The organism is Agrobacterium sp. a22-2, assembly GCF_012276985.1.
Taxonomy (GTDB): domain Bacteria; phylum Pseudomonadota; class Alphaproteobacteria; order Rhizobiales; family Rhizobiaceae; genus Allorhizobium.
Genome location: NZ_JAAXMM010000010.1, coordinates 111,226 through 136,313, shown reverse-complemented (window position 1 = coordinate 136,313; position 25,088 = coordinate 111,226). Strand labels below are relative to the sequence as shown.

General features: G+C 62.4%; 23 protein-coding genes. 14 read left to right on the top strand and 9 right to left on the bottom strand.

The features are described from left to right. Positions 1-142: 142 nt before the first annotated feature. The 6 genes from HFC70_RS16835 to HFC70_RS16810 all read left to right on the top strand — a co-directional run bounded on the left by HFC70_RS16835 (position 143) and on the right by HFC70_RS16810 (position 6,497). Positions 143-652 (top strand): DinB family protein, encoded by a 510-nt coding sequence (locus HFC70_RS16835; RefSeq protein WP_168474433.1) that lies wholly within the window; start codon positions 143-145, stop codon positions 650-652. 147 nt (positions 653-799) lie between these two features. Beyond that, on the top strand, positions 800-1,885 hold the full coding sequence (locus tag HFC70_RS16830; protein WP_168474432.1) for a GGDEF domain-containing protein: 1,086 nt from the start codon (positions 800-802) through the stop codon (positions 1,883-1,885). A 124-nt stretch (positions 1,886-2,009) separates the two neighbouring features. Beyond that, positions 2,010-3,899, top strand: coding sequence for an ABC-F family ATP-binding cassette domain-containing protein (locus HFC70_RS16825; RefSeq protein ID WP_168474431.1), 1,890 nt, complete (start codon positions 2,010-2,012; stop codon positions 3,897-3,899). Positions 3,900-4,031: 132 nt separating this feature from the next. Next, positions 4,032-5,375 (top strand): TadE/TadG family type IV pilus assembly protein, encoded by a 1,344-nt coding sequence (locus tag HFC70_RS16820; protein ID WP_168474430.1) that lies wholly within the window; start codon positions 4,032-4,034, stop codon positions 5,373-5,375. 10 nt (positions 5,376-5,385) lie between these two features. Beyond that, positions 5,386-5,895: a TadE/TadG family type IV pilus assembly protein gene (locus HFC70_RS16815; RefSeq protein ID WP_168474429.1), complete on the top strand. Its 510-nt coding sequence runs from the start codon at positions 5,386-5,388 to the stop codon at positions 5,893-5,895. Beyond that, entirely contained in the window at positions 5,895-6,497 is a 603-nt protein-coding gene (locus HFC70_RS16810) for a TadE/TadG family type IV pilus assembly protein (RefSeq protein ID WP_168474428.1), read from the top strand. The genes HFC70_RS16815 and HFC70_RS16810 overlap by 1 nt, the downstream gene beginning before the upstream one ends. Before the next feature lie 84 nt (positions 6,498-6,581). On the opposite strand, the gene HFC70_RS16805 is transcribed toward HFC70_RS16810, so the two are convergent. Next, positions 6,582-7,031, bottom strand: coding sequence for a DNA polymerase III subunit chi (locus tag HFC70_RS16805; RefSeq protein WP_168474427.1), 450 nt, complete (start codon positions 7,029-7,031; stop codon positions 6,582-6,584). A 20-nt stretch (positions 7,032-7,051) separates the two neighbouring features. Further along, positions 7,052-8,545: a leucyl aminopeptidase gene (locus HFC70_RS16800; RefSeq protein WP_168474426.1), complete on the bottom strand. Its 1,494-nt coding sequence runs from the start codon at positions 8,543-8,545 to the stop codon at positions 7,052-7,054. Between the two features lie 186 nt (positions 8,546-8,731). On the opposite strand from HFC70_RS16800, the gene HFC70_RS16795 reads away from it, so the two are divergent. The 7 genes from HFC70_RS16795 (at position 8,732) to rsmA (ending at position 17,238) form a co-directional block, all read left to right on the top strand. Next, on the top strand, positions 8,732-9,514 hold the full coding sequence (locus HFC70_RS16795; protein ID WP_168474425.1) for a phosphatase PAP2 family protein: 783 nt from the start codon (positions 8,732-8,734) through the stop codon (positions 9,512-9,514). Positions 9,515-9,617: 103 nt separating this feature from the next. Next, a complete protein-coding gene (gene lptF / locus HFC70_RS16790; protein ID WP_168474424.1) occupies positions 9,618-10,796 on the top strand; it encodes an LPS export ABC transporter permease LptF in 1,179 nt (392 codons plus the stop codon). Beyond that, positions 10,793-11,881, top strand: a complete 1,089-nt coding sequence (lptG, locus tag HFC70_RS16785) for an LPS export ABC transporter permease LptG (RefSeq protein ID WP_168474551.1) — start codon at positions 10,793-10,795, stop codon at positions 11,879-11,881. The genes lptF and lptG overlap by 4 nt, the downstream gene beginning before the upstream one ends. After that, positions 11,881-14,226, top strand: coding sequence for an LPS-assembly protein LptD (locus tag HFC70_RS16780; protein ID WP_168474423.1), 2,346 nt, complete (start codon positions 11,881-11,883; stop codon positions 14,224-14,226). The genes lptG and HFC70_RS16780 overlap by 1 nt, the downstream gene beginning before the upstream one ends. Positions 14,227-14,431: 205 nt before the next feature. Then, positions 14,432-15,373 (top strand): SurA N-terminal domain-containing protein, encoded by a 942-nt coding sequence (locus HFC70_RS16775; RefSeq protein WP_168474422.1) that lies wholly within the window; start codon positions 14,432-14,434, stop codon positions 15,371-15,373. Between the two features lie 15 nt (positions 15,374-15,388). Continuing rightward, positions 15,389-16,408, top strand: coding sequence for a 4-hydroxythreonine-4-phosphate dehydrogenase PdxA (gene pdxA, locus HFC70_RS16770; RefSeq protein ID WP_168474421.1), 1,020 nt, complete (start codon positions 15,389-15,391; stop codon positions 16,406-16,408). Continuing rightward, on the top strand, positions 16,408-17,238 hold the full coding sequence (gene rsmA, locus HFC70_RS16765; RefSeq protein WP_168474420.1) for a 16S rRNA (adenine(1518)-N(6)/adenine(1519)-N(6))-dimethyltransferase RsmA: 831 nt from the start codon (positions 16,408-16,410) through the stop codon (positions 17,236-17,238). The genes pdxA and rsmA overlap by 1 nt, the downstream gene beginning before the upstream one ends. A 70-nt stretch (positions 17,239-17,308) precedes the next feature. Here rsmA and gmk read toward each other — a convergent pair whose 3' ends face one another. The 7 genes from gmk to fabD form a co-directional block, all read right to left on the bottom strand. Next, positions 17,309-17,971 (bottom strand): guanylate kinase, encoded by a 663-nt coding sequence (gene gmk / locus HFC70_RS16760; RefSeq protein ID WP_168474419.1) that lies wholly within the window; start codon positions 17,969-17,971, stop codon positions 17,309-17,311. A 4-nt stretch (positions 17,972-17,975) separates the two neighbouring features. Then, positions 17,976-18,866: a YicC/YloC family endoribonuclease gene (locus tag HFC70_RS16755; RefSeq protein ID WP_168474418.1), complete on the bottom strand. Its 891-nt coding sequence runs from the start codon at positions 18,864-18,866 to the stop codon at positions 17,976-17,978. A 45-nt stretch (positions 18,867-18,911) separates the two neighbouring features. Next, the gene (mltG, locus tag HFC70_RS16750; RefSeq protein WP_368669687.1) at positions 18,912-20,111 is read right to left on the bottom strand and encodes an endolytic transglycosylase MltG; all 1,200 of its coding nucleotides are present in this window, start codon (positions 20,109-20,111) and stop codon (positions 18,912-18,914) included. Positions 20,112-20,235: 124 nt separating this feature from the next. Then, a complete protein-coding gene (gene fabF, locus HFC70_RS16745) occupies positions 20,236-21,498 on the bottom strand; it encodes a beta-ketoacyl-ACP synthase II (RefSeq protein ID WP_168474416.1) in 1,263 nt (420 codons plus the stop codon). Positions 21,499-21,611: 113 nt separating this feature from the next. Further along, positions 21,612-21,848, bottom strand: coding sequence for an acyl carrier protein (locus tag HFC70_RS16740; protein ID WP_112649669.1), 237 nt, complete (start codon positions 21,846-21,848; stop codon positions 21,612-21,614). Between the two features lie 276 nt (positions 21,849-22,124). Next, positions 22,125-22,862: a 3-oxoacyl-[acyl-carrier-protein] reductase gene (fabG, locus tag HFC70_RS16735; RefSeq protein WP_168474415.1), complete on the bottom strand. Its 738-nt coding sequence runs from the start codon at positions 22,860-22,862 to the stop codon at positions 22,125-22,127. Between the two features lie 36 nt (positions 22,863-22,898). Next, positions 22,899-23,843, bottom strand: coding sequence for an ACP S-malonyltransferase (fabD, locus tag HFC70_RS16730; RefSeq protein WP_168474414.1), 945 nt, complete (start codon positions 23,841-23,843; stop codon positions 22,899-22,901). Positions 23,844-24,044: 201 nt separating this feature from the next. Between fabD and HFC70_RS16725 the strand changes: the two genes are divergently transcribed. Further along, complete coding sequence (locus HFC70_RS16725) at positions 24,045-25,088, top strand: aldo/keto reductase (RefSeq protein ID WP_168474413.1); 1,044 nt, start codon at positions 24,045-24,047, stop codon at positions 25,086-25,088.

Sequence of the window (25,088 nt, the reverse complement as noted above, 5' to 3'; positions counted from 1 at the left end):
AAGGTCTCGGGCAATCCCGTCTTATAGGACGCCAGCGGGCGCCAACAATCAAATCAGGAAAATTCATGGAACCGATCAGGTCCAAAAATCCGAAACTGGTTTAGTCTGCTGGCAACATCCCGCGATACCTGGAGAAAAGCCCATGCTGTCTCATTTCCAAATGTTCGCCGCCTACAATGCCTGGGCCAACCGGCTGGTCTACCAGGCAGCCGCAGACCTGACCGACGACGAGCTGCACGCCGACAAGGGCGCATTTTTCGGCTCGGTGTTTGCGACGCTCACCCATATTCTCGTGGCCGACCGGATCTGGCTGCACCGCATGACCGGCCATGGCGAAACCTACGCCGCACTGAATGCCCGGCCGTTTGAAGACCTGGCGAGCCTCGATGCCGCGCGGACCTTGCTGGATCGGCGCATCATCGATTTTACCGCAGGCCTGACGGAGGAGAGGCTTGCCGCTGATTTTACCTATGTGCCGGTGACCAACCCGGTCGCTGTCAGCCACAAACTGCGGACAGCGCTCTCGCACATCTTCAACCACCAGACCCACCATCGCGGCCAGGTGCATGGCATCCTGACCGCGCTCGGCAAGCCGAGCCTGTCGCTGGACATGATCTATTTCGTCCGCACCGAGGGCAAGGCCTGGGCGTGAAACGCCCGGTTCGTCGTCAAAGACCATTGCCTTACTTAACGGATGTCAGGATTACTTAAGAGTCTCGGCGATATAGTGCCCGCGAACCCGACAATCCCGAGACGCCCTCCTTGGACGGTCCGCCGGCCCCTTCGACCAGGAACCCCGATGACCCAATTGATTTCCGGCAAGACATCCGCCGCGGCGCAATCCCGTCCAAACACCGCCGCTGACAGCCTGCAGAAAGTCGTGGCCACCATGGTCAAGCTGCAGGTGCTCGGCCTTCCGCGCAATTACGAACTGTTCTACGAGGCGCTGTACGGGCACAACGCTGACCTGACGCGCGACGTTCTGTCGTTGAACGGCCAGCCGGCGCAGGTGGTGCTGGACCAGATCGGGCTCAAGCATCGGCTGGTCGGCCATTGTGGCGCCGCCGAGCAAAGCCTGCAGGATGATGCCACCGATCTGCTGAACGACCTCCTACAGCAATTGTCGGCGGGGATCGACCGCAAGCAAGCGTTTTCGCGGGCGTTGGAAAAGACCATTCGCGGTGCCCGCGACGACGAGAACCGCGGCCTGTCCGAGGTGATGGACGATCTCGATTTCCTGGCGGCGGCGGCCGGCGATATCGTGCGCTCGGAAACGGCGCTGAGCCAGGCACTGCAGGCCGGCCTCACGCAGATGGAAGCCACCCGAAAGGCGGCCAAGGCCGCCAGGCAAGCAAGCCTGCGCGATCGGTTGACCCATCTGCCGAACCGCCAGGCCTTCTCGAGCCGGGTCACCAGCCTCTACAGCGGCGATACCAACCCGGCCGAGACGACGCTGATCGTCGTCGAGATCGATCACTTCAAATCCCTTGTCGACCGGTATGGCGAAGCGGCGACCGGCCGCATCCTGAAGCGGCTGGCGACCATTTTCCGCAAGTCGATCAAGAAGAACGATTTCGTGGCGCGCACCGGCATCGATGAGTTTTCCTTCCTGTTCGACGGCGTCTCCAGCGAGGCGGCGCGCAGCATCGCCGAACGGCTGCACTCGTCCGTGGTCGACAATCTCGTCTTCGCCACGGAAGACGGCAACACGACGGGCAATCTCGGCCTGATGATGGGCTATGCCATGGCGCAAGACGCCGTGTCCGCCACACAGCTGATCGGCCAGGCCGAGACTGCGCTTGCTGCCGCGCGCCATGACCGCCGCTCGCCGATCGTCGGCTATTCCCCGGCCGTCGCCCGGACGATCGGACGCAACGCCGCCTGATTTCGGCAATATCGCCCGAACACGTTGCATATCGGCATCGGCCGCGGGCCGGCCGGCGTCATTGTGCAGTGCAAGAGCCTGCCGCATATTGCCTTTGTTCCCCACATCGGCCAAAAGCGCGGGCATGATTACAATCAACGATATTTCGGCCCGCATCGCCGGCCGCCTCCTGATCGACCATGCCAGCGTCTCGCTGCCGAGCGGCACCAAGGCCGGCCTTGTCGGCCGCAACGGCGCCGGCAAGTCGACGCTGTTCAAGATCATCACCGGCGATCTCTCGGCCGAAAGCGGTTCGGTGTCGATCCCGAAGAACGCCCGCATCGGCCAGGTGGCCCAGGAGGCGCCGGGCACCGAGGATTCGCTGATCGAGATCGTGCTGGCCGCCGACAAGGAACGCGCCAGCCTGCTGGTGGAGGCAGAGACCGCCACCGATCCGCACCGCATTGCCGAGATCCAGATGCGGCTTGCCGATATCGATGCCCATTCGGCAGAGGCGCGTGCGGCGACGATCCTTGCCGGCCTCGGCTTCAATGCAGAGGCGCAGTTGCGCCCGGCCTCGTCCTTTTCCGGCGGCTGGCGCATGCGCGTGGCGCTGGCAGCAGTCCTCTTTTCCGAGCCGGACCTGCTGCTGCTCGACGAGCCCACCAACTATCTCGATCTGGAAGGCACGCTGTGGCTGGAAGATTACGTGCGGCGTTATCCGCACACCGTCATCGTCATCAGCCATGACCGCGACCTGCTCAACACAGCCGTCAACTCGATCATCCATCTCAGCGAGCAGAAGCTGACCTTCTACCGCGGCGGCTACGACCAGTTCGAACGGCAGAAGGCAGAGGCCGACGAATTGCAGACCAAGGCCAAGGTCAAGAACGAAGCGGCGCGCAAGCATCTGCAGACCTTCATCGACCGGTTCAAGGCCAAGGCCTCCAAGGCCAAGCAGGCGCAAAGCCGCGTCAAGGCGCTGGAACGCATGGGCACCGTCGCCTCTGTCATCGAGGACCATGTCCAGCCGATCACCTTTCCAGAGCCGGAAAAGCAGCCTGCCTCGCCGATTATCGCCATCAATGGCGGTGCCGTCGGCTATGAGCCGGGCAAGCCGATCCTGAAGAATATCAACCTGCGCATCGACAATGACGACCGGATCGCGCTGCTCGGCTCGAACGGCAACGGCAAGTCGACCTTCGCCAAGTTCATTTCCGGCCGCCTGCAGGCCGAGAGCGGCGAAATCAAGATAGCGCCCGCCCTGAAAATCGGCTTTTTCGCCCAGCACCAGTTGGACGACCTGGTCCCCGGCGATACGCCGGTCGAGCATGTGCGCCGGCTGATGCCGGGCGTGCCGGAAGCCAAGGTGCGCGCCCGCGTCGCGCAAATGGGTCTGGAAACCGCCAAGATGGCGACGCCCGCCAAGGATCTGTCGGGTGGCGAAAAGGCCCGCCTGCTCATGGGCCTTGCCGCCTTCCATGCGCCGAACCTGTTGATCCTTGACGAGCCGACCAACCATCTCGACATCGACAGCCGCCGCGCCCTGATTGCAGCCCTCAACGATTACGAAGGCGCCGTGATCCTGATCAGCCATGATCGCCATCTGATCGAGGCCACCGTCGACCGGTTCTGGCTGGTCAACGACGGCACGGTTTCGAGCTTCGATGGCGATATGGAAGAGTACCGCAGCCTGATCGTCTCTTCGGGTAAAAAAAAAGACGAAAAGGATAGACCCGAACCCGTAGCCGACCAGGCGAGCAAGGCCGACCAGCGCAAGCTCGCGGCCGAGCGTCGGGCTTCGCTGGCACCGCTGCGCAAGAAGATCAACGATATCGAGGCCGAGACCAAGAAGCTCGAAAAGCTGATTGCGGCGCTCGATGCCGAACTCGGCGATGTCTCGCTCTATGAAAAGAGCCCGGCCAAGGCCGCCGAAAAGGTCAAGCAGCGCGGCGAAGCGGCTGCAAGACTTGCGGCTGCCGAAGAACAATGGCTGGAGCTTTCCGCCGACTATGACGATGCAATGGCCGGCTGAGCGGACGCTCGCCAACTGCCACAAAGTTCCGATTCGCGCCACACCAGTTAACGGAAGTGTAACGCCGACATACTAAAGATAAGGACACGATTACTGTCCCACGCCTGGCGCGTCTCTTTAACGGTATTGCGCATGAACCAGAAAATTCGGAAACTGCTTGCCCACCGCGGCGGCAACATTGCCCTCTCCTTCGCTCTTTTGCTGGTGCCGCTGATTACGGCCGTCGGCATGAGCCTGGACTATGTGCGGGCCTACAATATCCGAACCAAGATGCAGTCCAACCTGGATACCGCGCTGCTGGCTGCCGTGAAGAGCGTCGGCACACTCGATGACGACGCCATCGAGGAGCAGATCAACAACTGGTTTGCGGCCCAGACGGATGAGTCAGAGGCCGGTTATGCGCTCGGCGACATCGATATCGATACGAGCAATCAGGAGATTACCGCGACGGCCACCCTCACGGTGCCGACGACGCTGCTGAAGGTGGCCAATATCGACAGCATCGACGTCGGCGTGTCCACCTCGGTGGCCGGCCCCGGCGAGAGCTACCTGAACGTCTACATCGTGCTGGATAAATCGGCCTCCATGCTGCTGGCCGCCACCACTGCGGGCCAGACGACAATGCTGGCGTCGGCCGCCGGATGCGCCTTCGCCTGCCATACAAGCGAGGGCGCCACATACACTTACAAGAAGAAGAAATACACAACGGTCTACGGGCTCGCGAAAGCCATGGGCGTGCAGCTTCGCACCGACGTCTCGCTCGCGGCCGTCGAAGAAGTACTCGACATGATCGACACCTATGACACGACTCACCAGCGCATCAAGGTCGGCCTTTACACCGTGGGGCAGACGGCAACGCAGGTACTCGCACCGACCTTTTCCACCAGCGACGCCCGCAAGAAGCTGAGCGACGACACCAGCGGACTGACCAGCGCCACATCGGAGCCTGCAACCTATTTCGACTATTCGATGACGGCTCTGAAGAAGCTTGTCGGGACCGCGGGCGACGGATCGTCTTCGGGTTCTCCAATGAAGCTGGTCCTGATGCTGACAGATGGCGTGCAGTCGGAGCGCAACTGGGTCCTGCAAACCAGCTCCGGCATTCGTTTTCCGACCTCGTCCGGCAGCCTGCAGAAGGCAGATACGCCGCTCAACCCCAATTGGTGTAAGGATATCAAGGATCTCAATGCCAGCTTCGGTGTGCTCTATACCGAATACCTGCCGATGACCTGGGATTGGGGTTATGAGGCGACCGTCGGCTCGACGATGTCCTCGAGCGTCTATGCGTCGGTCTGGGGCGGCACGATCAAATCGGGTTACGGCAGCAAGACCCGCCTGGCGTATATTCCGGTCGCCCTGTCGGACTGCGCGTCCAGCAGCGACCTGTTCATTCAGGCCAATTCTTCCGATGAGATCGAGGCGGGCCTTTCGACGCTGTTTCATCAGTATCTCAACAAAGTCCGGCTGACGAACTAGGAGCCCGCCCATGCGTCTGCACCGGTCTTTGGTCCGGGACGAAAATGGGGCGACGGCCATCGAATTTGCGCTGTTGGCCATGCCGTTCTTTGTCCTTCTCTTCGCCATCCTCGAAGTGGCATTGATGTTTTTCGTCGACAGCACGCTGGACGCAGCGCTGCAGCGCACCGCCCGCGAGGTCAGAACCGGGATTGCCGCATCGGAAGGCTGGGATCTCGACGACTTCAAGACAGAGATGTGCGCCAACATGGTCCTCTCCTTCGAATGCACGGAAAATCTGCTGGTCAGGACCGTCGTCATGACCGATTTCTCGTCGGCGACCTATGTCTCGGGCGTCAGCGGCGGGGTTCTTTCGGTCACGGAAAGCTTCTCGGCCGGCGCCTCCAGCGACTATATGCTGATCCAGGCCTTCCTGCCGTGGTACAGCGTGCTCGGCTTTGCCGGTGTGGACGCCCATACCCTGGACGACGGAACCTATGTCCTGGCCGCCGCGTCCCTGTTTAGAAACGAGCCCTTCTGATGCCCCGCCCCGCTCTTCCCGACCGTCGATCCGGCCCGAAGGACTGCAATGGCGGCACGCGGCTGCTCACCCGTCTGGCGGCCGACCGCCGCGGCATTTCAGGCATTGAGTTCGCGCTCATCCTGCCGCTGATCATCGTGTTGTTTGCCGCCACGCTGGATCTCGGCGAGGGATTGATGGTCAGCCGCCGCCTCGATCAGATCTCCGCCACCACAAGCGACATCATGACCCAGGAATCGAGCTGGAGCACGTCCGGGGTGGAAACCCTGGTGGAGGGCGCGGTCAGCATTCTGGAACCCTTCGATACCGCAGCGCTCAAGGTCACTGTGTCGGTGCTCAATGTCAGTTCGACCGGCACGGCCACCGTCGCCTGGTCCTACGGCTATCAGACAGCAGCATTGGCCAAGGGTGCCAATTCGCCCGTCGATATTCCGGCAAACATCGCCGAAAGCGGCGTGCAACTGGTCGTCACGACCGTCGAGCACGATATCACCACGATCTTCACGGCGCTGCTGTCCGAGATCACCGGGCTGGACAGCTACCATCTGACCAGCAGCGCGATTTCAAGACCGCGCGTCGGCAACACCGTGTCGCAAGAGTAGAAAGTCCTGCCGGCAGAGATAGCGGTTGCGGCGCTGGGCTTTTCGAAGAGACATGGGCCGGACGTGACATCCTGCCCAGAAAACTCACGCCTTCTTTTCCCAGCGTCCCTCATTGTTCTGCTGCCAGTAGGTGAGCGTATGGCCCTGCGCCTTCAGGGCCTTCCACTGGCCCCGCGCCCCTTCCAGCTGTTCCTGGTCATGGCCGTCGAAGACGAAGACCACGCGGTCATAGGGCAACCCCTCGCCCGGCACGGCACCATCGATGAAGAAACGCACCGTGGCCTGGTTGAGATTGTCGGCCGACAGCGTCAGAAGGACCGGCTGTTCGCCGGCCGTTTCCGAAACATCCGTGCCATGCGGCAGGAAGCTCTCGTCGCGATAGGTCCACAGATGCTGGTCCAGCCGGTCGCGGCGTTCCGCGTCGCGCATTTCCACCGCCACCCGCCAGCCGCGCTCGACGCTTTTTTCCAAAAGCGGCGGCAGCGCGTCCTCGATCCTGGTTTCGGTCAGGTGGTAGAAAAGGACGTCGGTCACAAGGGTGGCTCCGCGAATGCTCACGCCTCGTAGTGGGCGCGCACCAGTTCGTCGAGCAGGCGCACGCCGAAGCCCGATCCCCAGGACTGGTTGATCTCGTCGGAGGGCGAAGACATGGCCGTGCCGGCGATATCGAGATGGGCCCACGGCGTCTCGCCGACGAAGCGCTTGAGGAACTGAGCGGCGGTGATCGAGCCGGCATGGCGGCCGCTTGAGTTCTTCATGTCGGCAAACTTGCTGTCGATCAGCTTGTCGTAGTCCTTGCCAAGCGGCAGGCGCCACAGGCGCTCGTTGGAGGCGAGACCTGCCTTCAGGAGATTGTCGGCGAGCGTATCGTTGTTGGAAAACAATCCGGCATGCTGGGTGCCGAGCGCCACCAGGACGGCGCCGGTCAGGGTCGCCAGGTTGATCATGAACTCCGGCTTGAAGCGGTCGTTGCAGTACCACAGCGCATCGGCCAGTACGAGACGGCCCTCGGCATCGGTATTGATGACCTCGATGGTCTGGCCGGACATGGAGGTGACGATGTCGCCCGGACGCTGTGCATTGCCGTCCGGCATGTTTTCGACCAGACCGATGATGCCGACGACATTGACCTTGGCTTCGCGGGCGGCCAGGACATGCATCAGCCCGGTGACGGCCGCCGCACCGCCCATGTCGCCCTTCATGTCTTCCATGCCGCCGGCCGGCTTGATCGAGATGCCGCCGGTGTCGAACACGACACCCTTGCCGACGAACGCGATCGGCTTATCCTTGGCCTTACCGCCCTTCCACTGCATGACGGCAAGGCGCGGCGAGCGGACGGAGCCCTGCGCCACGCCGAGCAGTGCGCCCATGCCGAGCTTCTTCATGTCCTTTTCAGTGAGGATTTCCACCTCGACGCCGAGCTTTTCAAGCTCCTTGGCCTTGGCGGCAAATTCGAGAGGCCCGAGAATATTGGCCGGCTCGTTGACGAGATCGCGTGCGAGGATCACGCCCTCGGCCACGGCCTGCGCATCGGCAAAGGCCTTCTTGGCGGCGGAAGCGTCCGCCGTGACGATGGTCACCTTGACCTGCTTGGCCGGGCCGTTTTCCTCATCGTCCTTCTTGCGGGTCTTGTAGGTATCGAAGCTGTAATTGCGCAGCAGCATGCCGAGCGCGAAGTCGGCGGCGGCCTTGGGGCTGACCTCGACGCCGGGCGCGTCGATGAAGATCGTCACCTTGTCCACCGATTTCAGGACGGAGGCTGCCGTGCCGCCGGCCTTCAGCCAGTCATGCGCGATCACCGCCTCCGCCTTGCCCAGGCCGATGACGACGATTCGGTCGACCGGCGAGCCGTGCGGCGCAACGATATCGAGCTTGCCCATCGCCTTGCCGGTGAATTTCGCGATATCGGCGGCCTTGCCGAAGACACCCGACGGATCGGCCTCGGCGGCGCCGGCCGGCAGCTCGGCGTCGGAGGCTTTCAGGAGAATGGCGAGATCGCCAGACAGGCGGGGAGACTTGGCGAAGCCGATTTCGATCTTGGCGGACATGGGCAGGACCTTACAAAACATGCTGAAAACACAATGAGCGCCGATCATGTCGGTTTCGGGCCTGAAAGCAAGGGCCAGTTCCCTGGCTCCCCGATTTTGGTTGGCGACAGCCGTCGTGCGGCTTTCATGTTGACCTGCTAGGCAACACACCGCTCCGATCAATGCCGACCTGGAAAGCATGCCGCCATGTCTCTCGTCGTGACAACCATCAACGGCCGCGCCACCTGGGCATTGCCTATATCCGAAAGGCCGGCGCAACAATGGGCGCTCGGGTTTGCGGCGCTGTGGTTTCTGCTGCTGGCAGGTTTTCATGCCTTTCCACAGGTGGACATTGCCGCGGCACGCTTCTTTTTCCAGCCCCTCGACTGTCTCGAGCCGCAGGCAACCTCGCTTGCCTGCGGAAGCTTTCCGAATGCTGCTGAGCGGGTCCTGGTCAAACTGCGCAAGGTGTTGTTCTACCTGCCGTCGCTGGCCGCCCTGTTCATGCTCTGGCTGCTGATCGGCTGCCTGCAGCATCACGGCGCCACCTATCAGCGGGCAAAGACCCGGACGATTTCGCTCGCCCTGCTCTCCTTCGTCATCGGCCCCTACATCCTGGTCAATCTCATCCTGAAAAGCCTTTCCGGCCGGCCACGGCCCAATGAGACCGATCTGTTTGGCGGCGACCTCGATTTTACCGCCGCTGGCTCCTTCGGCGGGTTGTGCGACAGCAATTGCTCCTTCGTCTCCGGCGAGGCGGCAGGAGCCGGCTGGCTGGCCTGCCTGGTCATTCTGCTGCCGGTCCGCCTGAGACCGGTGCTCGGGCCGCCGATCCTCGTCCTGTCGGTGACCATGGCGGCGATGCGCGTCAGTTTCGGCGGGCACTACCTGTCCGACGTCGTGCTTGGCTGGCTGCTATCCGTCACTGTCTTCGCGTCGACTTTTGCCACATTTGATCTCGTGAAAGCCCGCACTAACGCCCAAGTGTGATGCCATAGCCCGAAAAGGAAACGCCTCCGTTCACAAACCAAACGAAACGGGGCTTGTCTTTTGACGCGGCCATAGGCAAATAGGGGCGCTCACAGGGTCCGGCATGAAGCTTCTTGAACTTTACATATTGCGGCGCGTCGCGCAGATGTTCCTCACCGCCCTGTTGCCGGTGCTGGCCATCATATGGACGACGCAGGTGCTGGCGCGCATCAACCTGGTCACCGACAGCGGCCAGTCGATCGGCTCGTTTGCAACGCTTGCCACGCTGATTCTGCCGACGATCATCCCGATCGTCATGCCCTTCGCCCTGGTCATCGGCATCACCCAGACCCTGACGGCGATGAACAACGATTCCGAACTGGCCGTCATCGATGCGGCAGGCGCCTCCCGCTCGATCATCACCCGGCCGATCATCGCCTTTGCCGTGGGCCTGAGCCTGCTGTCCTTCCTGATCGCCAATCTGATCGAGCCGCAGGTCCGCGTTGCTGCCCGCCACATGATCGCGGCGGCCTATGCCGACCTGTTGTCCTCCGTCATCGAGGAGAAGAGCTTCCGGCGGGTCGAGGAAGGTCTCTACGTGCAGATTTCGGAACGCCAGTCGGGCCGGGTGCTGAAGGGGCTGTTCGTCGCGGATTCGCGCGATCCGGCCTTCGAACTCATCTATTATGCGCGCGAAGGTGCGGTTGATGAGACCGGCACCGCGCTGATCATGCGCGACGGCGAGGTGCACCGCAAGGCGCCCGACGGCAATGTCTCGGTAGTCCGCTTCGATTCCTATTCCTTCGATCTTTCGGACCTGACGCAGACGCGTGGCCAGGCGCGGCTGCGCGCCTCCGACCGCGGCCTGCCGTTCCTGCTCAATCCGGACCCGACCGACCCCGACGTCAAGGCCCATCCCGGCGAATACCGTTCCGAACTGCACCGACGCCTGGCCGACTGGAGCTTCCCGCTGTCGCTGGCCCTGATCTCCCTGGTGGTTGCAGGAGACGCCCGCTCGCATCGCGAAGCCCGCCTGCATCCGATGGTCGCTGCCTTGACGTTGGCGCTTCTGTTGCGCTGGCTGTCCTTCTACAGCGCCAACCAGGCCGAGAACAACGCCGCCTTCGTGCCGGCGATCTATGCGACGCCCATGCTGAGCGGTGCGCTTGCGGCGCTGGCGCTGCTGAGCAACAAGAAGACCCATCTGCCCCGCCCGTTGCGCAACCTGATCAGCCGGGCGCAGACGGCGATCGAGAAACGCCTGCCGGGCAGCGACCGCCAGCCGAACGGAGGCGGTTCCTGATGTTTACCACCCTCGGTCGCTATTTTCTCAAACGCTATGCGATGACCATCTTCTGGTTCTTCATCGGCGTAACCTCGATCATCTACCTGATCGATTTCAGCGAAATCACCGGCCGTCTGGCCGGCCTCACCGGCTATTCGCTGTCGGGCGTGCTGTATATCACGGCGATGCGCCTGCCGCTCCTGCTGCAGCAGACCGTGCCCTTCATCACGCTGTTTGCCGGCATGACGACGCTGATCGCCCTCAACCGGAAATCGGAACTGGTGGTGGCGCGGGCTGCCGGCATTTCCGTCTGGCAGTTCATGACACCTTTCATCGCCGGCGCCTTCATGGTCGGCCTGCTGACCATGCTGGTGATCAATCCGCTTGCCGCCTGGGGGCAGAGCCAGGCGCTGAAGATCGAATCCTCCTGGCGCGATGCCAGCAGCACGTCGAGCGGATCGGCCAATATTCCATGGCTGCGCCAGATCAGCGGCAATGACGATACCATCATCGGCGCCAATACCGTGCTCGAGAACGGAACGCTGCTCGTCGATGCCGTTCTCGTTCACTTCGACAGCGGCGGACGCATCATCTTGCGGCAGGATGCCGAATCGGCAAAGTTGAAAGATGGTTACTGGCTGCTTAACGATGTGACGGAAACCCGGCCCGGCGAAATCGCCGTAAGGCTCGCCACAGCGGAAGTCCGTACCAACCTGAAACAGGAATTCATTCAAGAGCGTCTTGCTCAGCCGGAAACCGTTGCATTTTATGAGCTTTCTAAGAAAATTTCCGTCGCAAAATCATTCGGCGTCTCCACCAAGGCGCTCGAGACCCAATTCCATTCCATGCTCTCGCTCCCCTTTCTTCTGGTTGCGATGACCCTGATTGCAGCAACCGTGTCCCTAAAATTTAGCCGGTTCAACCAGTCGCGGTCGGTGATTCTGGGTGGAATCATTTCGGGCTTCGTGCTTTATGTCGTAACAGTGCTCGTGAAGGCATTCGGTAGCAGCGGTGTAGTACCTCCGTTCGTTGCAGCTTGGGTTCCGGTCGTCGTTGCGACGGCCCTAGGCGCAACGATTTTGCTTCACCAGGAGGATGGTTAGTGGCGGCAAGTGACCGCAAGAATATCAGAAGGCTTGTCACGGCCCTGCTGACTGGCGCCTCATTGTGCGCATACCTCGCTTCTGCTGCGGACATCCGCGCACAAGGGGCCGAGGCCGTGCGTTCGCTTGAGCCCAATATTCCCGCCGATTCCAAGCTTCTGCTGGCGGCAAACGAGCTGACATACGACAAGGACGCCGAGAAGGTCACAGCCGTCGGCGGCGTACAGATCAACTATGCCGGCTACCAGATGGTGGCCCAGCGCGTCGAATATAACCAGCAGACCGGCCGGATGATGGCCTATGGCAATATCGAACTGGTCGAGCCGGGCGGCAATCGCCTCTATGCCGATTCGCTCGATGTCACCGACAATTTCGCCGACGGTTTCGTCAATGCTCTGCGAATCGAGACCAGCGACAATACCCGTCTGGCGGCCGAGCGCGGCGAGCGGATCGGCGGCCGCGACATGGTGCTCTATAACGGCGTCTACACCGCCTGCCTGCCCTGCGCCGAGCGGCCCGAACGTCCGCCGCTGTGGCAGATCAAGGCCGAGCGCGTCATTCAGAACGGCGAGAAGCATACGGTACGGCTCGAAAAGGCACGCTTCGAACTGTTCGGCCGCCCGATCGCCTTCGTGCCGGCCATCGAAGTTCCCGACCACACGGTGAAGCGCAAGTCCGGCTTCCTGTTTCCGGAAATGAGCACCTCCGAGAATCTCGGATTCGGGTTGACGATCCCTTATTACTACGCGATCTCCAACCAGATGGACGCGACCGTCAAGGCGACCGGCTTCTCCAGCCAGGGCGTTCTGCTGGACGCCGAAATCCGCCAGCGGTTCGAAGCCGGAACTGTGACGTCGCGCATCGCCGGCATCAGCCAGATGAATTCAGACGACTTCGATTCCGGCACCAGCGACTACGAGAACGACAATCGCGGCATGGTGGCCTCCAAGGGCGAGTTCAAGGTCAATCCTCGCTGGTCGTTCGGCTGGGACGTCATGCTGCAGAGCGACAACAACTTTGCACGAACCTACGAACTCGACGGGCTCGACGACACGACCCACACCAACCAAGTCTACCTGACCGGCCTTGGCGAGCGGAACTCGTTCGACATGCGCGGCTATTATTTCGACGTGCAGGATGCCGATCCGGACGACTCCGCCGAGAAGCGCCAGCCCACCGTGCTGCCGTCTCTCGACTACAGCTATTATGCGCCCGAGCCGGTGGCGGGTGGACAACTGTCCGCGAACCTCAACTTCACCGTGCTGTCGCGCTTCGACGACGATGCGGTCGACAGCGATGGCGACGGCATCAATGACCGTTTCCGCGGCCTGAAGGGCACCATGTCCCGCCTGACGGCGGAAGCCGAGTGGAAGCGTACCTATACGGCGCCCGGCGGCCTGCTGCTGACGCCGCTTCTTGCGGCCCGCGGCGATGCCTACGGTCTCGATATGGATTCGCCGGCCGGCTATACCGGCGACTACACCAATGACGCCTCGGCGACCCGCTACATGGTCACCGCCGGGCTGGAGGCCCGCTATCCGTGGCTTGTCACCACGGACAACAGCAGCCATGTCTTCGAGCCGATCGCCCAGCTCTATGTCCGTCCGGACGAACAGATGGCCGGTGAACTGCCGAACGAAGACGCGCAGAGCTTCGTATTCGACGCGACTACCCTGTTCGAGCGCGACAAGTTCTCCGGCTACGACCGGGTCGAGGGCGGCACCCGCGCCAATGTCGGCATCCGCTATACCGGATCGTTCGACAATGGCTTTGCGCTACGCGGCATTTTCGGCCAGTCCTATCAGGTGGCAGGCCTCAATTCGTTCGCCACGGACGATCTGGTCAATGCCGGCGCCAATTCCGGGCTTGAAAGCGACGTCTCCGACTTTGTCGGCATGATCGGCCTCGAGGCACCGAACGGCATATCGCTGAGCACCAATGCGCGCTTCGACGAGAAGACCTTCGACGTGCGCCGCACCGACGCCACGGTCGGCTTCCACAATGACAAGTTCCAGACGAACCTGACCTATACGCAGATTGCCGCGCAGCCGGAATACGGCTTCGACGAATCCAACGACGAGGTGCAGAGCGCCACTTCCGTCAAGGTCGGCGACTACTGGTCGATCTTCGGATCGCTGACCTGGGACGTCAACAGCAGCGAGATCAACCGGCATGGCGTCGGCGTTTCCTATGCCGACGAATGCACCGTGTTCTCACTGGTCTACACAGAGAAGCGCGACCCTGACAGCGAATCCGCCAATGACTGGTCGATCGGCGCCCGCCTGACGTTCCGAACGCTTGGCGATGTCAAGGTCGGTGACACGGACATTGATGGCTTCAACTGATCGCCAGCCGACGTAGCTGGTGGCCGCCTGGGCCGCCAGACTATCGACACCGTGCGTGGAGGTCGGCCGAAATCACTTGAAATGCGGCGCCGATGTCATTGTTTTGCCGCAAGGATTGTGCAATCCCTGCCGCCTATTATACTGAGACAGACACAAGGGACGTACCTGCGGCAGCGATCGTTTCGGCGCAGGGGGAAGGTTTGGGATGATCATGGGCAGGAAAGCGATACGAACACTGGCGCTCGGCACGGCCATGCTGGCCTTGTTCGCATTCATCGAACCAGGTGCTGCCCCGGTCTTTGCGGCCAGCGAAATCAAGGCTGTGGTCAACAAGACGGCAATCACCAGCGGTGACATTGCCAAGCGCGCGGCCTTCATGCGGCTGCGCCGCCAGAAGGGCGATATCGGCAAGCTTGCCAAGGAAGAAATGGTCGATGAAGTCCTGAAGCGTCAGGAAATCGCCCGTCTCGGCATGTCGGTCAGCACGGCCGATGTCGACAAGGCGTTCGAGCGGTTTGCCGCTTCCAACAAGCTGTCGGCCGCGCAGATGACCAGCATTCTGAACCAGTCGGGCGTCGGCGCCGAACACTTCAAGGCGTATCTCGCCGTGCAGATGAGCTGGCCGCGGCTGGTCAATGCGCGTTACGGCGCCAAGTCCAAGCTGTCAAACCAGGACATCGTGACCCGCCTGCTGGAAAACAAGCAGAAGCCGGTGACGACGGAGTATTTCCTCAAGCAGGTCATCTTCGTCGTCCCGGAATCCAAACGCAACGCCATCACCGGCAAGCGCAAATCGGAAGCCGAGGCGTCCCGTTCGAAGTTTCCCGGCTGCGACGGCGCCATGGAATTTGCCAAGAACTACCTCGACGTATCGATCCGCAATCTCGGCCGCGTGATGGCGCCGGAACTGCCGCCGGAGTGGAAGCCGCTGATCGAAAAGGCGAGCGGCGGCACGACGGGGACACGCGTCACGGAAAAGGGCGTCGAATACCTGGCGATCTGCAACCAGCGCGAAGTCTCCGACGACGTGGCTGCCGAGGTGGTGTTCCGGGCCGAGGATGTCGGCAAGGCAGAAAATCAGGACGACCCGAATTCCAAGAAATTTCTCGATGAACTGCGCTCCAAGGCGCAGATCGTCTATCGCTGACAACCGGATTCATCCATGCCCGCACATGATCTCGCCCCGCTAGCCCTCAGCCAGGGCGACCCTGCGGGCATAGGACCGGATATCGCGCTTGCGGCATGGATCGACCGCGACCGTCACGCCCTGCCGCCTTTCGTCTTCATCGGCGATCTCGCCAATCTGGCGGTCAGGGCACGGCTGCTGGAGCTCGACGTGCCACTGCGCGAAGTCACAGCCGACGAGGCCGTGACCTGCTTCCCGCAGGCCCTGCCGGTCATCTCCATCTCGACCGGCGTCGATGTGATTGCCGGCGAACCGCATGTCTCCACGGCACGCGGCACGATCGCGGCTATCGAGACCGCCGTCTCGCTGTGCATGAGCGGCAAGGTGCGCGGCATCGTCACCAATCCGATTGCCAAATCCGTCCTTTACGAGGCGGGCTTCGGTTTCCCCGGCCATACGGAATTTCTGGCCGATCTGGCCGGCAAGGCGACCGGCGTACCTGTCAGGCCGGTGATGATGCTGGTCGGCCCGAAACTGCGCGCCGTGCCTGTCACCATCCATATTCCGCTCAAGGACGTGCCCTCGACGCTGACCGAAGACCTGATCGTCGAGACATGCCGGATTACCGCACACGATCTGAAGAGCCGTTTCGGCATCGCCGCGCCGCGTCTGGCGGTTGCCGGGCTCAACCCTCATGCCGGCGAAGGCGGGGCGCTTGGCCACGAGGACGAGGATATCATTCACGAGGCCATCATGCGGCTGCGCGACGAGGGCATCGATGCCTTCGGACCCTTGCCGGCCGACACGATGTTCCATGAGGATGCGCGCCGCCGCTACGACGTGGCGATCTGCATGTATCACGACCAGGCGCTGATCCCCGTCAAGGCGCTCGATTTCGACGAATCCGTCAATGTGACGCTCGGCCTGCCCTTCGTGCGCACCTCGCCCGACCATGGCACCGCCTTCGGCATCGCCGGCAAAGGCATCGCCCGCGAAAACAGCCTCGTCGCCGCCATCAAGCTCGCCGACAAGATCAGCCGGGACGCCGGTCGTTGATGGCAACCCTTGACGGACTGCCGCCGCTGCGCGACGTGATCCAGCGCCACGGGCTCGATGCCCGCAAGGCATTGGGCCAGAATTTTCTGCTCGACCTCAACATCACCCAGAAGATCGCCCGCACGGCCGGCCCGCTGGAAGGCATGACCGTCATCGAGGTCGGCCCCGGACCCGGCGGACTGACGCGGGCCATTCTGGCGCTCGGTGCCGAGAAGCTTGTTGTCATCGAGCGGGATGCCCGCTGCCTGCCGGCCCTGGCCGAGATCGGCGAACACTATCCCGGCCGGCTCGAGGTGATCGAAGGCGATGCGCTGAAGATCGATTTCGAGACGCTGGCGGCCCCCGGAACGCCGGTCAGGATCATCGCCAATCTGCCTTATAACGTCGGCACGCAATTGCTGGTCAACTGGCTGCTGCCGAAGAGCTGGCCGCCGTTCTGGCAGTCGATGACGCTGATGTTCCAGCGGGAAGTCGGCCTTAGAATCGTCTCGACGGAAGAAGACGACCATTATGGCCGGCTCGGCGTGCTGTGTGGCTGGCGCACGCAGGCCTATATGGCCTTCGACCTGCCGCCGCAGGCCTTTTCGCCGCCGCCGAAAGTCACCTCCACGGTGGTGCAGTTCGAGCCTCGCCTTCAGCCCCTGCCCTGCGACGTCGCCAGGCTGGAGAAGGTCACCCAGGCCGCCTTCGGCCAGCGCCGCAAGATGCTGCGCCAGAGCCTCAAGCCGGTCGGCGGCGAAGCGCTGCTGGCGCGCGCCGGCATCGACCCGCAGCGCCGCGCCGAAACGCTCAGCGTCGAAGAATTCGTGACACTGGCGAATAATCTCTAAAACTGGACGATTGCAGGCGTGGGCGCATGATCATGCGCCCGGCAATGATGCGGGCTTTTCGCCTTGCCTGTTAGCGGACCGGCGTTTCCGTCAACAACTCACTGACAAAATTGAACAGACCGTGGCGGCGGTCGCGGCGCAGGCGTTCGGCGCGGACGATCGACTGGACGGCGTTGAAGGCCGTGTCGAGGTCGTCATTGACGATGACATAGTCGTATTCGCGCCAGTGCTCGATTTCGGAGCGCGAATTGGCCAGCCGTGTCTGGATCACCTCTTCGGTATCCTCGGCGCGGCGATGCAGGCGCGACTGCAGCTCGGTCATGGTCGGCGGCAGAATGAAGATCGACACGACATCGGCCGACATCTTGTCCTGCAGCTGCTGGGCGCCTTGCCAATCGATATCGAACAGCATGTCGCGGCCTTCCGACATGGCGGTTTCGACGGCCTCGCGCGGCGTACCATAGTAATTGCCGTGCACCTGCGCCCATTCCAGCAATGAATCGGAATCGCGCAGCCGCTCGAATTCGCGCTGCGAGACGAAGTGGTAGTGAATGCCCTCGATCTCGCTTTGGCGGCGCTGCCGGGTGGTGACGCTGACCGACAGGCTGATCTGCTTGTCGCTGTCGAGCAGGGTGCGGGCAATGGTCGATTTCCCGGCACCCGACGGTGACGAAATCACCAGCATCAGGCCGCGCCGTTCTATCTTGATAACTGACGATACCGCCGGATTCATAAGGCTACTCCAGATTCTGGACCTGTTCACGAAACTGGTCGATGACGACCTTCAACTCGATGCCAGCGGCGGTCACGGCGACGGCATTGGATTTGGAACAGATAGTATTCGATTCGCGATTGAATTCCTGTGCCATAAAGTCGAGCTTGCGGCCAATCGGGCCGCCGGCGGCGAGCAAAGAGCGGGCAGCAGCGACATGGGCCTTCAGCCGGTCGAGTTCTTCGCGAAGATCGGCCTTGGTGGCAATCAGGGCGGCCTCGGCATAAAGCCGTTCGCGGTCGAGCGAGGGGGCGGCCTCCATCAAGGCCGCCATCTGGCCTTCGAGCTTGCGGGCGATCTCCTCCGTCGTGCGCGACGGATCGTTCTCGACCTGCAGGGTCAATTCCTCGATCCGGTTGATCTGCGCCGACAGAACGTCGCCCAGCGCCTCGCCTTCGCTTTCGCGCATGCTCCGCAGGCCGGCAATGGCTGCGGCAAAGCCCTCGACGATGGCCGCATCGCGAGCAGCGATTGCGTCGGAATCATCCTCCGCCTCGCGAAAATCGACAAGGCCGCGGATCGACAGAAGCGCATCAAGGCGCATCGGTGCGGGATCGACGATCTCCGCTCCAAGCCGCGATCTGAGGCCAAGCACGGCAGCCAGCGCATCTTCGTTGAGCACGGCCTCGATGCGGTTTTCGCTGACCGAGACGGTCAGCTGGATCTGCAGATTGCCGCGCGAGAATGCTGCCCCGGCCAAGCGCCGGCACTCCGTTTCAAGCAGTTCGAGGCCAGGCGGCAGGCGCAGACGCAGGTCCAGCCCCTTGCCGTTGACAGAGCGGAACTCCCAGGACCAGCGATGGCGCCCGACAGTGCCCTCGCTGCGGGCAAAGCCGGTCATCGATTGCAGTGCCATGCCTTGGTCTCCGACGGTTCGATCGTTGCAGTTTCCTGTGGCGGCTCAGTCCGCGACAGCGGGATCGGTGGCCGGCTTTCCGTCGGCGGCAGCGCCCTTGGCGGCAGCCTGTTCGGCCTCCACCTTGCGCCAGCGCTTGACGTTGGCATTGTGCTCGTCGAGCGTGGCTGCGAAGGCATGGCCGCCGGAGCCATCGGCCACGAAATAGAGATCCTTGGTGCGCCAGGGATTGGCGACCGCTTCCAGGGCAGCGCGGCCGGGATTGGAAATCGGCCCCGGCGGCAGGCCCTTGATCACATAGGTGTTGTAGGGCGTTTCCTTCTGCAGGTCCGACTGGTAGATCGGCCGATCCGCCGGCTTGCCCTCGCCGCCGAACAGGCCGTAGACGATGGTCGGGTCGGACTGCAGCCGCATGCCCTTGGCCAGCCGGTTGATGAAGACCGAGGCGACGTGGGCGCGCTCGTCGTCCTTGCCGGTTTCCTTCTCGACGATCGACGCAAGTGTGAGGAATTCGTCGCGGGTCTTGATCGGCAGGTCGGCGTCGCGCTTTTCCCAGATCTGTTCCACAAGCTGCTCCTGGGCGGCAACCATCTGGTTGATGATTTCGACGCGCTTGGTGCCGCGGGAGAATTTGTAGGTATCGGGACGCAGCATGCCTTCCTTCGGCAGGTCGGGCGGCATGTCGCCCTCGAGCACAGGATCGTCGGCCAGCCGCTTGAACATCTGCGACACCGTCAGGCCTTCAGGGAAGGAGACCGCATAGAGGATCGACTTGCCCGATTTCAGCAGGTCCATGACGTCCTTCATTGAGGCGCCAGCCTTGATTTCGTATTCGCCGGCCTTCAGCGTGTCGCCGTCGTCGAGATAGGTGGCCGTGACATAGCGGAAGACGCGCGCGTCGGAGACCACGCCGTTGCGCTCCAGGCTGGTGGAGATCTCGGCCAGGCCGGCACCGGCGCGCACCACGAAATTGGCGTTGTTGGCCAGCGGCCCGGGGTTCTGGTAGACCGACATCACATAGTAGAAGGCGGCAACGGCAATGATGCAGACCGCGACCGTCAGGGTCATGATGAAATTCAGGAAAATGACCAGCTGGCTGCGGGCACGCCGCGAGCGCTTGGGCGGCTGCGGCACGCGCTCGGGACGCAGGGCTTCACTTGGCGACTTGGGAATGATGGGACCCTTGGCCGCGCTGTCGCCATCGCGGCCGAACGGGGCCCCTTCGTTCTGATGGTTGTCGCTCACGGGCAATCCTCTTCGTTTCGATAATGCCGCTGTTTGGCCAAGCATTGCGGCAAAAGCAGGTTCAGGGGACCATCCGTCTGGATGGTCGTCCGTTCGCCACGACGGGATTGCGCCGGGTCTGGCTTCAATCCTCGAGGCGACGAAGCACCAGCGACGCATTCGTCCCGCCAAACCCGAAGGAATTGGACAGGGCAACGCGAACATCCCGTTCCCGGGCCTTGTGCGGCACGAGATCGATCGCCGTCTCGACATCGGGATTGTCGAGGTTCAGCGTCGGCGGCACCTTGCCGTCGCGGATGGCCAGCACAGAGAAAATCGCCTCGATCGCACCGGCGGCGCCCAGCAGATGGCCGGTCGCCGACTTGGTGGACGACATGGAAATCCGGGACGCGGCATCGCCGACCAGCCGCTCGACGGCGCCCAGTTCGATCGTGTCGGCCATGGTCGAGGTGCCATGGGCATTGATGTAATCGATGTCGGCCGGTGTCAGGCCGGCGCGCTTCAGCGCCATGGTCATGCAACGGAAAGCGCCATCGCCGTCTTCCGACGGTGCGGTGATGTGGAAGGCGTCGCCGGAGAGGCCGTAGCCGACCACTTCGGCATAGATCTTGGCGCCGCGGGCGCGGGCATGTTCCAGTTCTTCCAGCACGACGATGCCGGAGCCTTCGCCCATGACGAAACCGTCGCGGTCGCGGTCGTAGGGCCGCGAGGCGCGCTGCGGATCGTCGTTATACTGGGTCGACAGCGCCTTGCAGGCGGCAAAGCCGGCCAGCGAAATACGGCTGATCGGCGATTCCGTGCCGCCGGCCACCATGACGTCGGCATCGCCGAGCGCGATCAGGCGGCTTGCGTCACCGATCGCATGGGCGCCGGTCGAACAGGCCGTGACGACGGAATGGTTAGGGCCGCGCAGCTTGTGGCGGATCGAGACCTGGCCGGAGGCAAGGTTGATCAGGCGGCCGGGAATGAAAAACGGCGAGATGCGGCGGGGACCTTTGTCGCGCAGCGTGTAGCCCGCTTCGACAATGCCCTCGATGCCGCCGATGCCGGAGCCGATCAGCACGCCGGTGGCGATCTGGTCCTCATCGGTGGCCGGATGCCAGTCGGCATCCTTCAGTGCCATCTCGGCGGCGGCGACTGCATAAATGATGAAGGGATCGACCTTGCGCTGTTCCTTCGGCTCCATCCAGTCGTCGGCATTGAAGGTTCCATCGGAACCGTCGCCGACGGGAATGCGGCAGGCAATCTTCGCAGGAAGGTCTTCGACCTCGAATTCGGTGACGCGGCGGGCGCCGCTCTGGCCGGCCAGGAGCCTTGACCACGTAATCTCTGTTCCACAGCCCAGAGGAGATACCATGCCGGTACCGGTGATAACGACACGTCTCATCGCCCGTAACCCACCCCACTCATTCAGCAACTGCTGAGTATACAAAAAAAGGACCGCCTAAGCGGGCCTTGACGGAGCGGGCGATGAGCCCGCTCCACGATATGCTCAAGCGATCAGGGCTGGGCCTTTTCGATGAACTTCACGGCATCGCCAACCGTCAGAATGGAATCGGCAGCATCGTCAGGAATTTCAACGCCGAATTCTTCTTCGAAGGCCATGACCAATTCGACCGTGTCGAGCGAGTCCGCACCCAGATCGTCGATAAAGCTGGCGCCTTCGACGACTTTTTCAGCGTCAACGCCGAGATGGTCAATAACAATTTTCTTTACGCGTTCTGCGATATCGCTCATGTCGGTTTCCTCGACCTTTTCAATATAAGGGTGCCTCGATGGCGCCCTACCCTGTCTTAAGCCGGCGATCCGCATGTCATCGGTTCCGCCGGCAATCCCGTTCAACCCGGTCTACATAGTTACGTCGTGTGCACAAGCACAACCGTCGCCTGTCATTTTCGGGACGACTGTTCACAGTCAAGGCCCGATTAACATGGTTTAGGCCCGCCGGAAAGCCTGAAAATCGCCACCCTCCCCTTGCTCCGCATTCAATTGCGGGGGCGGATGGCGGGTAAATCAGATCATCGCCATGCCGCCGTTGACGTGCAATGTCTGTCCGGTCATGTAGCCCGCCTCGGAGGAGGCGAGATAAAGAACAGCCGACGCGACTTCAGCACCGGTGCCCATGCGCTTCATCGGGATGGCACCCATAATGCCCTCCTTCTGCTTGTCGTTGAGCTTTCCGGTCATCGCACTTTCGATGAAACCCGGTGCCACGCAATTGACGGTGACGTTGCGGGTGGCGATCTCCTGGGCCAGCGACTTGGAAAAGCCGATCATGCCGGCCTTGGAGGCGCAATAGTTCGCCTGGCCCGGATTGCCGGTGACGCCGACGATCGAGGTGATGTTGATGATGCGGCCATAGCGGCGGCGCATCATCGGATGGGTCAGCTCGCGGGTCAGCCTGAAGGTCGCGGTGAGATTGACTTCGAGGACCGCGTCCCAGTCGGCATCGCTCATGCGGACGAACAGGCCGTCCTTGGTGATGCCGGCATTGTTGACCAGGATATCGACGCCCTGAAGATCGGCCTCGGCCTTTTCGCCCAGCGCCTTGACCTCGTCGCGATCGGCCAGATTGGCCGGGAAGATCTGCGTGCGGTCACCGAGTTCGGCGGCCAGCGCCTCCAGCTTCTCGACCCGCGTTCCATGCAGGCCGACGGTGGCACCGCGAGCGTGCAGCATGCGGGCGATCTCTTCGCCGATGCCGCCGGTTGCCCCGGTGACGAGCGCCTTGCGGCCGGTTAAATCGAACATGAACTCATTCCCTGTTTTCAAATCTTGAGGTTTGGATCAGCCCAGCAGGGCGGCAAGCGCTGCATCGATATCGGCCGGCGAGTTGACGGCGACACCCGTGATCGTCTTGTCGATCCGCCGGGCGAGCCCAGTCAGCACCTTGCCAGCGCCCACTTCATATACCGTCGAAACGCCGTTGGCGGCAAACCATTCCACCGTTTCGCGCCAACGCACCTGGCCGGTGACCTGCTCGACCAGCAGGGCGGCAATCTCGTCGGCATCGCTGACGGGGGCTGCACGGACATTGGCGATGACTGGCACGACCGGATTGCTTTTCGCCACATCGGCCAGCGCGTCGCGCATGGCATCGGCGGCCGGCGCCATCAGCGCCGAATGGAAGGGGGCCGAGACCGGCAGCATGATGGCGCGCTTGGCGCCGCGCTCGGTGGCAAGTGCGGCTGCCTTTTCGACAGCCTCCCTGCCGCCGGAGATGACGATCTGGCCGCCGCCATTGTCATTGGCGATCTGGCAGGGGCCGATCGCAGCGGCCTCAGAACAGACGGCCTGAACATCGGCCTGTTCCAGCCCGATGATCGCGGCCATGGCGCCGGCACCGACCGGCACTGCGGCCTGCATGGCATTGCCGCGAATGCGCAGAAGACGGGCCGTGTCGGCGAGCGAAAACATGCCGGCAGCACACAGCGCCGAATATTCGCCGAGCGAATGACCGGCGACATAGGAGACCTTGGCGGAGAGATTGAGGCCGCGGGCCTGCATGACGCGGATGGCAGCAATCGAGACAGTCATCAGCGCCGGCTGGGCATTGGCGGTCAGCGTCAGGGTCTCTTCCGGGCCATTCCACATGATGTCGGACAGCGTCTGACCAAGCGCCTCATCGACTTCGTCGAATACGGCACGGGCTTCCGGATAGGCATCCGCGAGGTCCTTGCCCATACCGACGGCCTGGCTGCCCTGACCCGGAAATGTAAACGCCACACTCATGGAGGTATCCTTCCTAACGCTTTTTCTTGTTCCAATTCACATTCTTTATGTGGGAGTCAAGTCTGGCGCGGTTATGGCTGCCGCTGCTCCACGGCTAATGTTCCTGGCCGTTCCATCTTGCAGTGCGTCAAAATCGCTCTACATTGACGCCTTCCCTTTCAGCTCGTTCGAGCATTCCAGAAGCACCGGGGTCACCACGACATGAAATACAACACACTGGGCCGCACCGACATTTCCGTGTCGGAAATCTGCCTTGGCACCATGACATGGGGCTCGCAGAACAGCGAGGCAGAGGCTTTCGAGCAGATGGACTATGCGCTGGACAACGGCGTCAACTTCTTCGACACCGCCGAACTCTACCCGACCACGCCTTTGTCGCCCGAGACCTATGCCGATACCGAGCGGATGATCGGCAACTGGTTTGCCAAATCAGGCAAGCGCGACCAGGTGGTGCTTGCCACAAAGGTGGCCGGTGCCGGCCGACCCTATATTCGCGGCGGCGCGCCGATTACCGCTGCCGCCGTGCGCGAGGCGGTCGATTCCAGCCTGCAGCGGCTCAAGACCGATTATATCGACCTCTACCAGATCCACTGGCCGAACCGCGGCCATTATCATTTCCGCCAGGTCTGGAACTACGACCCCTCGACGCAGGACCGCGCCCAGGCGCTGGCCGACATTACCGAAAAGCTGGAAGCGCTTGGCGACTGCGTCAAGGCCGGCAAGATCCGCGCCATCGGGCTCTCCAACGAGACTGCCTGGGGTACGCAGAAATACCTGTCGATCGCCGAGGCGAAGGGCCTGCCGCGCGTCGCCACCGTGCAGAACGAATATAACCTGCTCTACCGCGCGTACGATCTCGACATGGCCGAGCTGTCGCACCACGAGACTATCGGGCTTTTGGCCTATTCGCCGCTGGCCGGCGGCATCCTGAGCGGCAAATATCAGGGCGGTGCCCGGCCGGTCGGTTCGCGCGGCTCGATCAACAGTGATATCGGCGGACGGCTGCAGCCGCTGCAGGAACCGGCCACCAAGGCCTATCTCGACATGGCCGCCAAGCATGGCTTCGATCCCTCGGCGCTGGCGATCGCCTTCTGCCTGACCCGGCCGTTCATGGCCTCGGTGATCATCGGCGCCACCAGCATGGCGCAGCTGAAAACCGACATCGCGGCCGCCGACATCACGCTGACGCCCGACATGCTGAAAGAGATCGCCAAGATCCATCGCACCTACCCGATGCCGATCTGA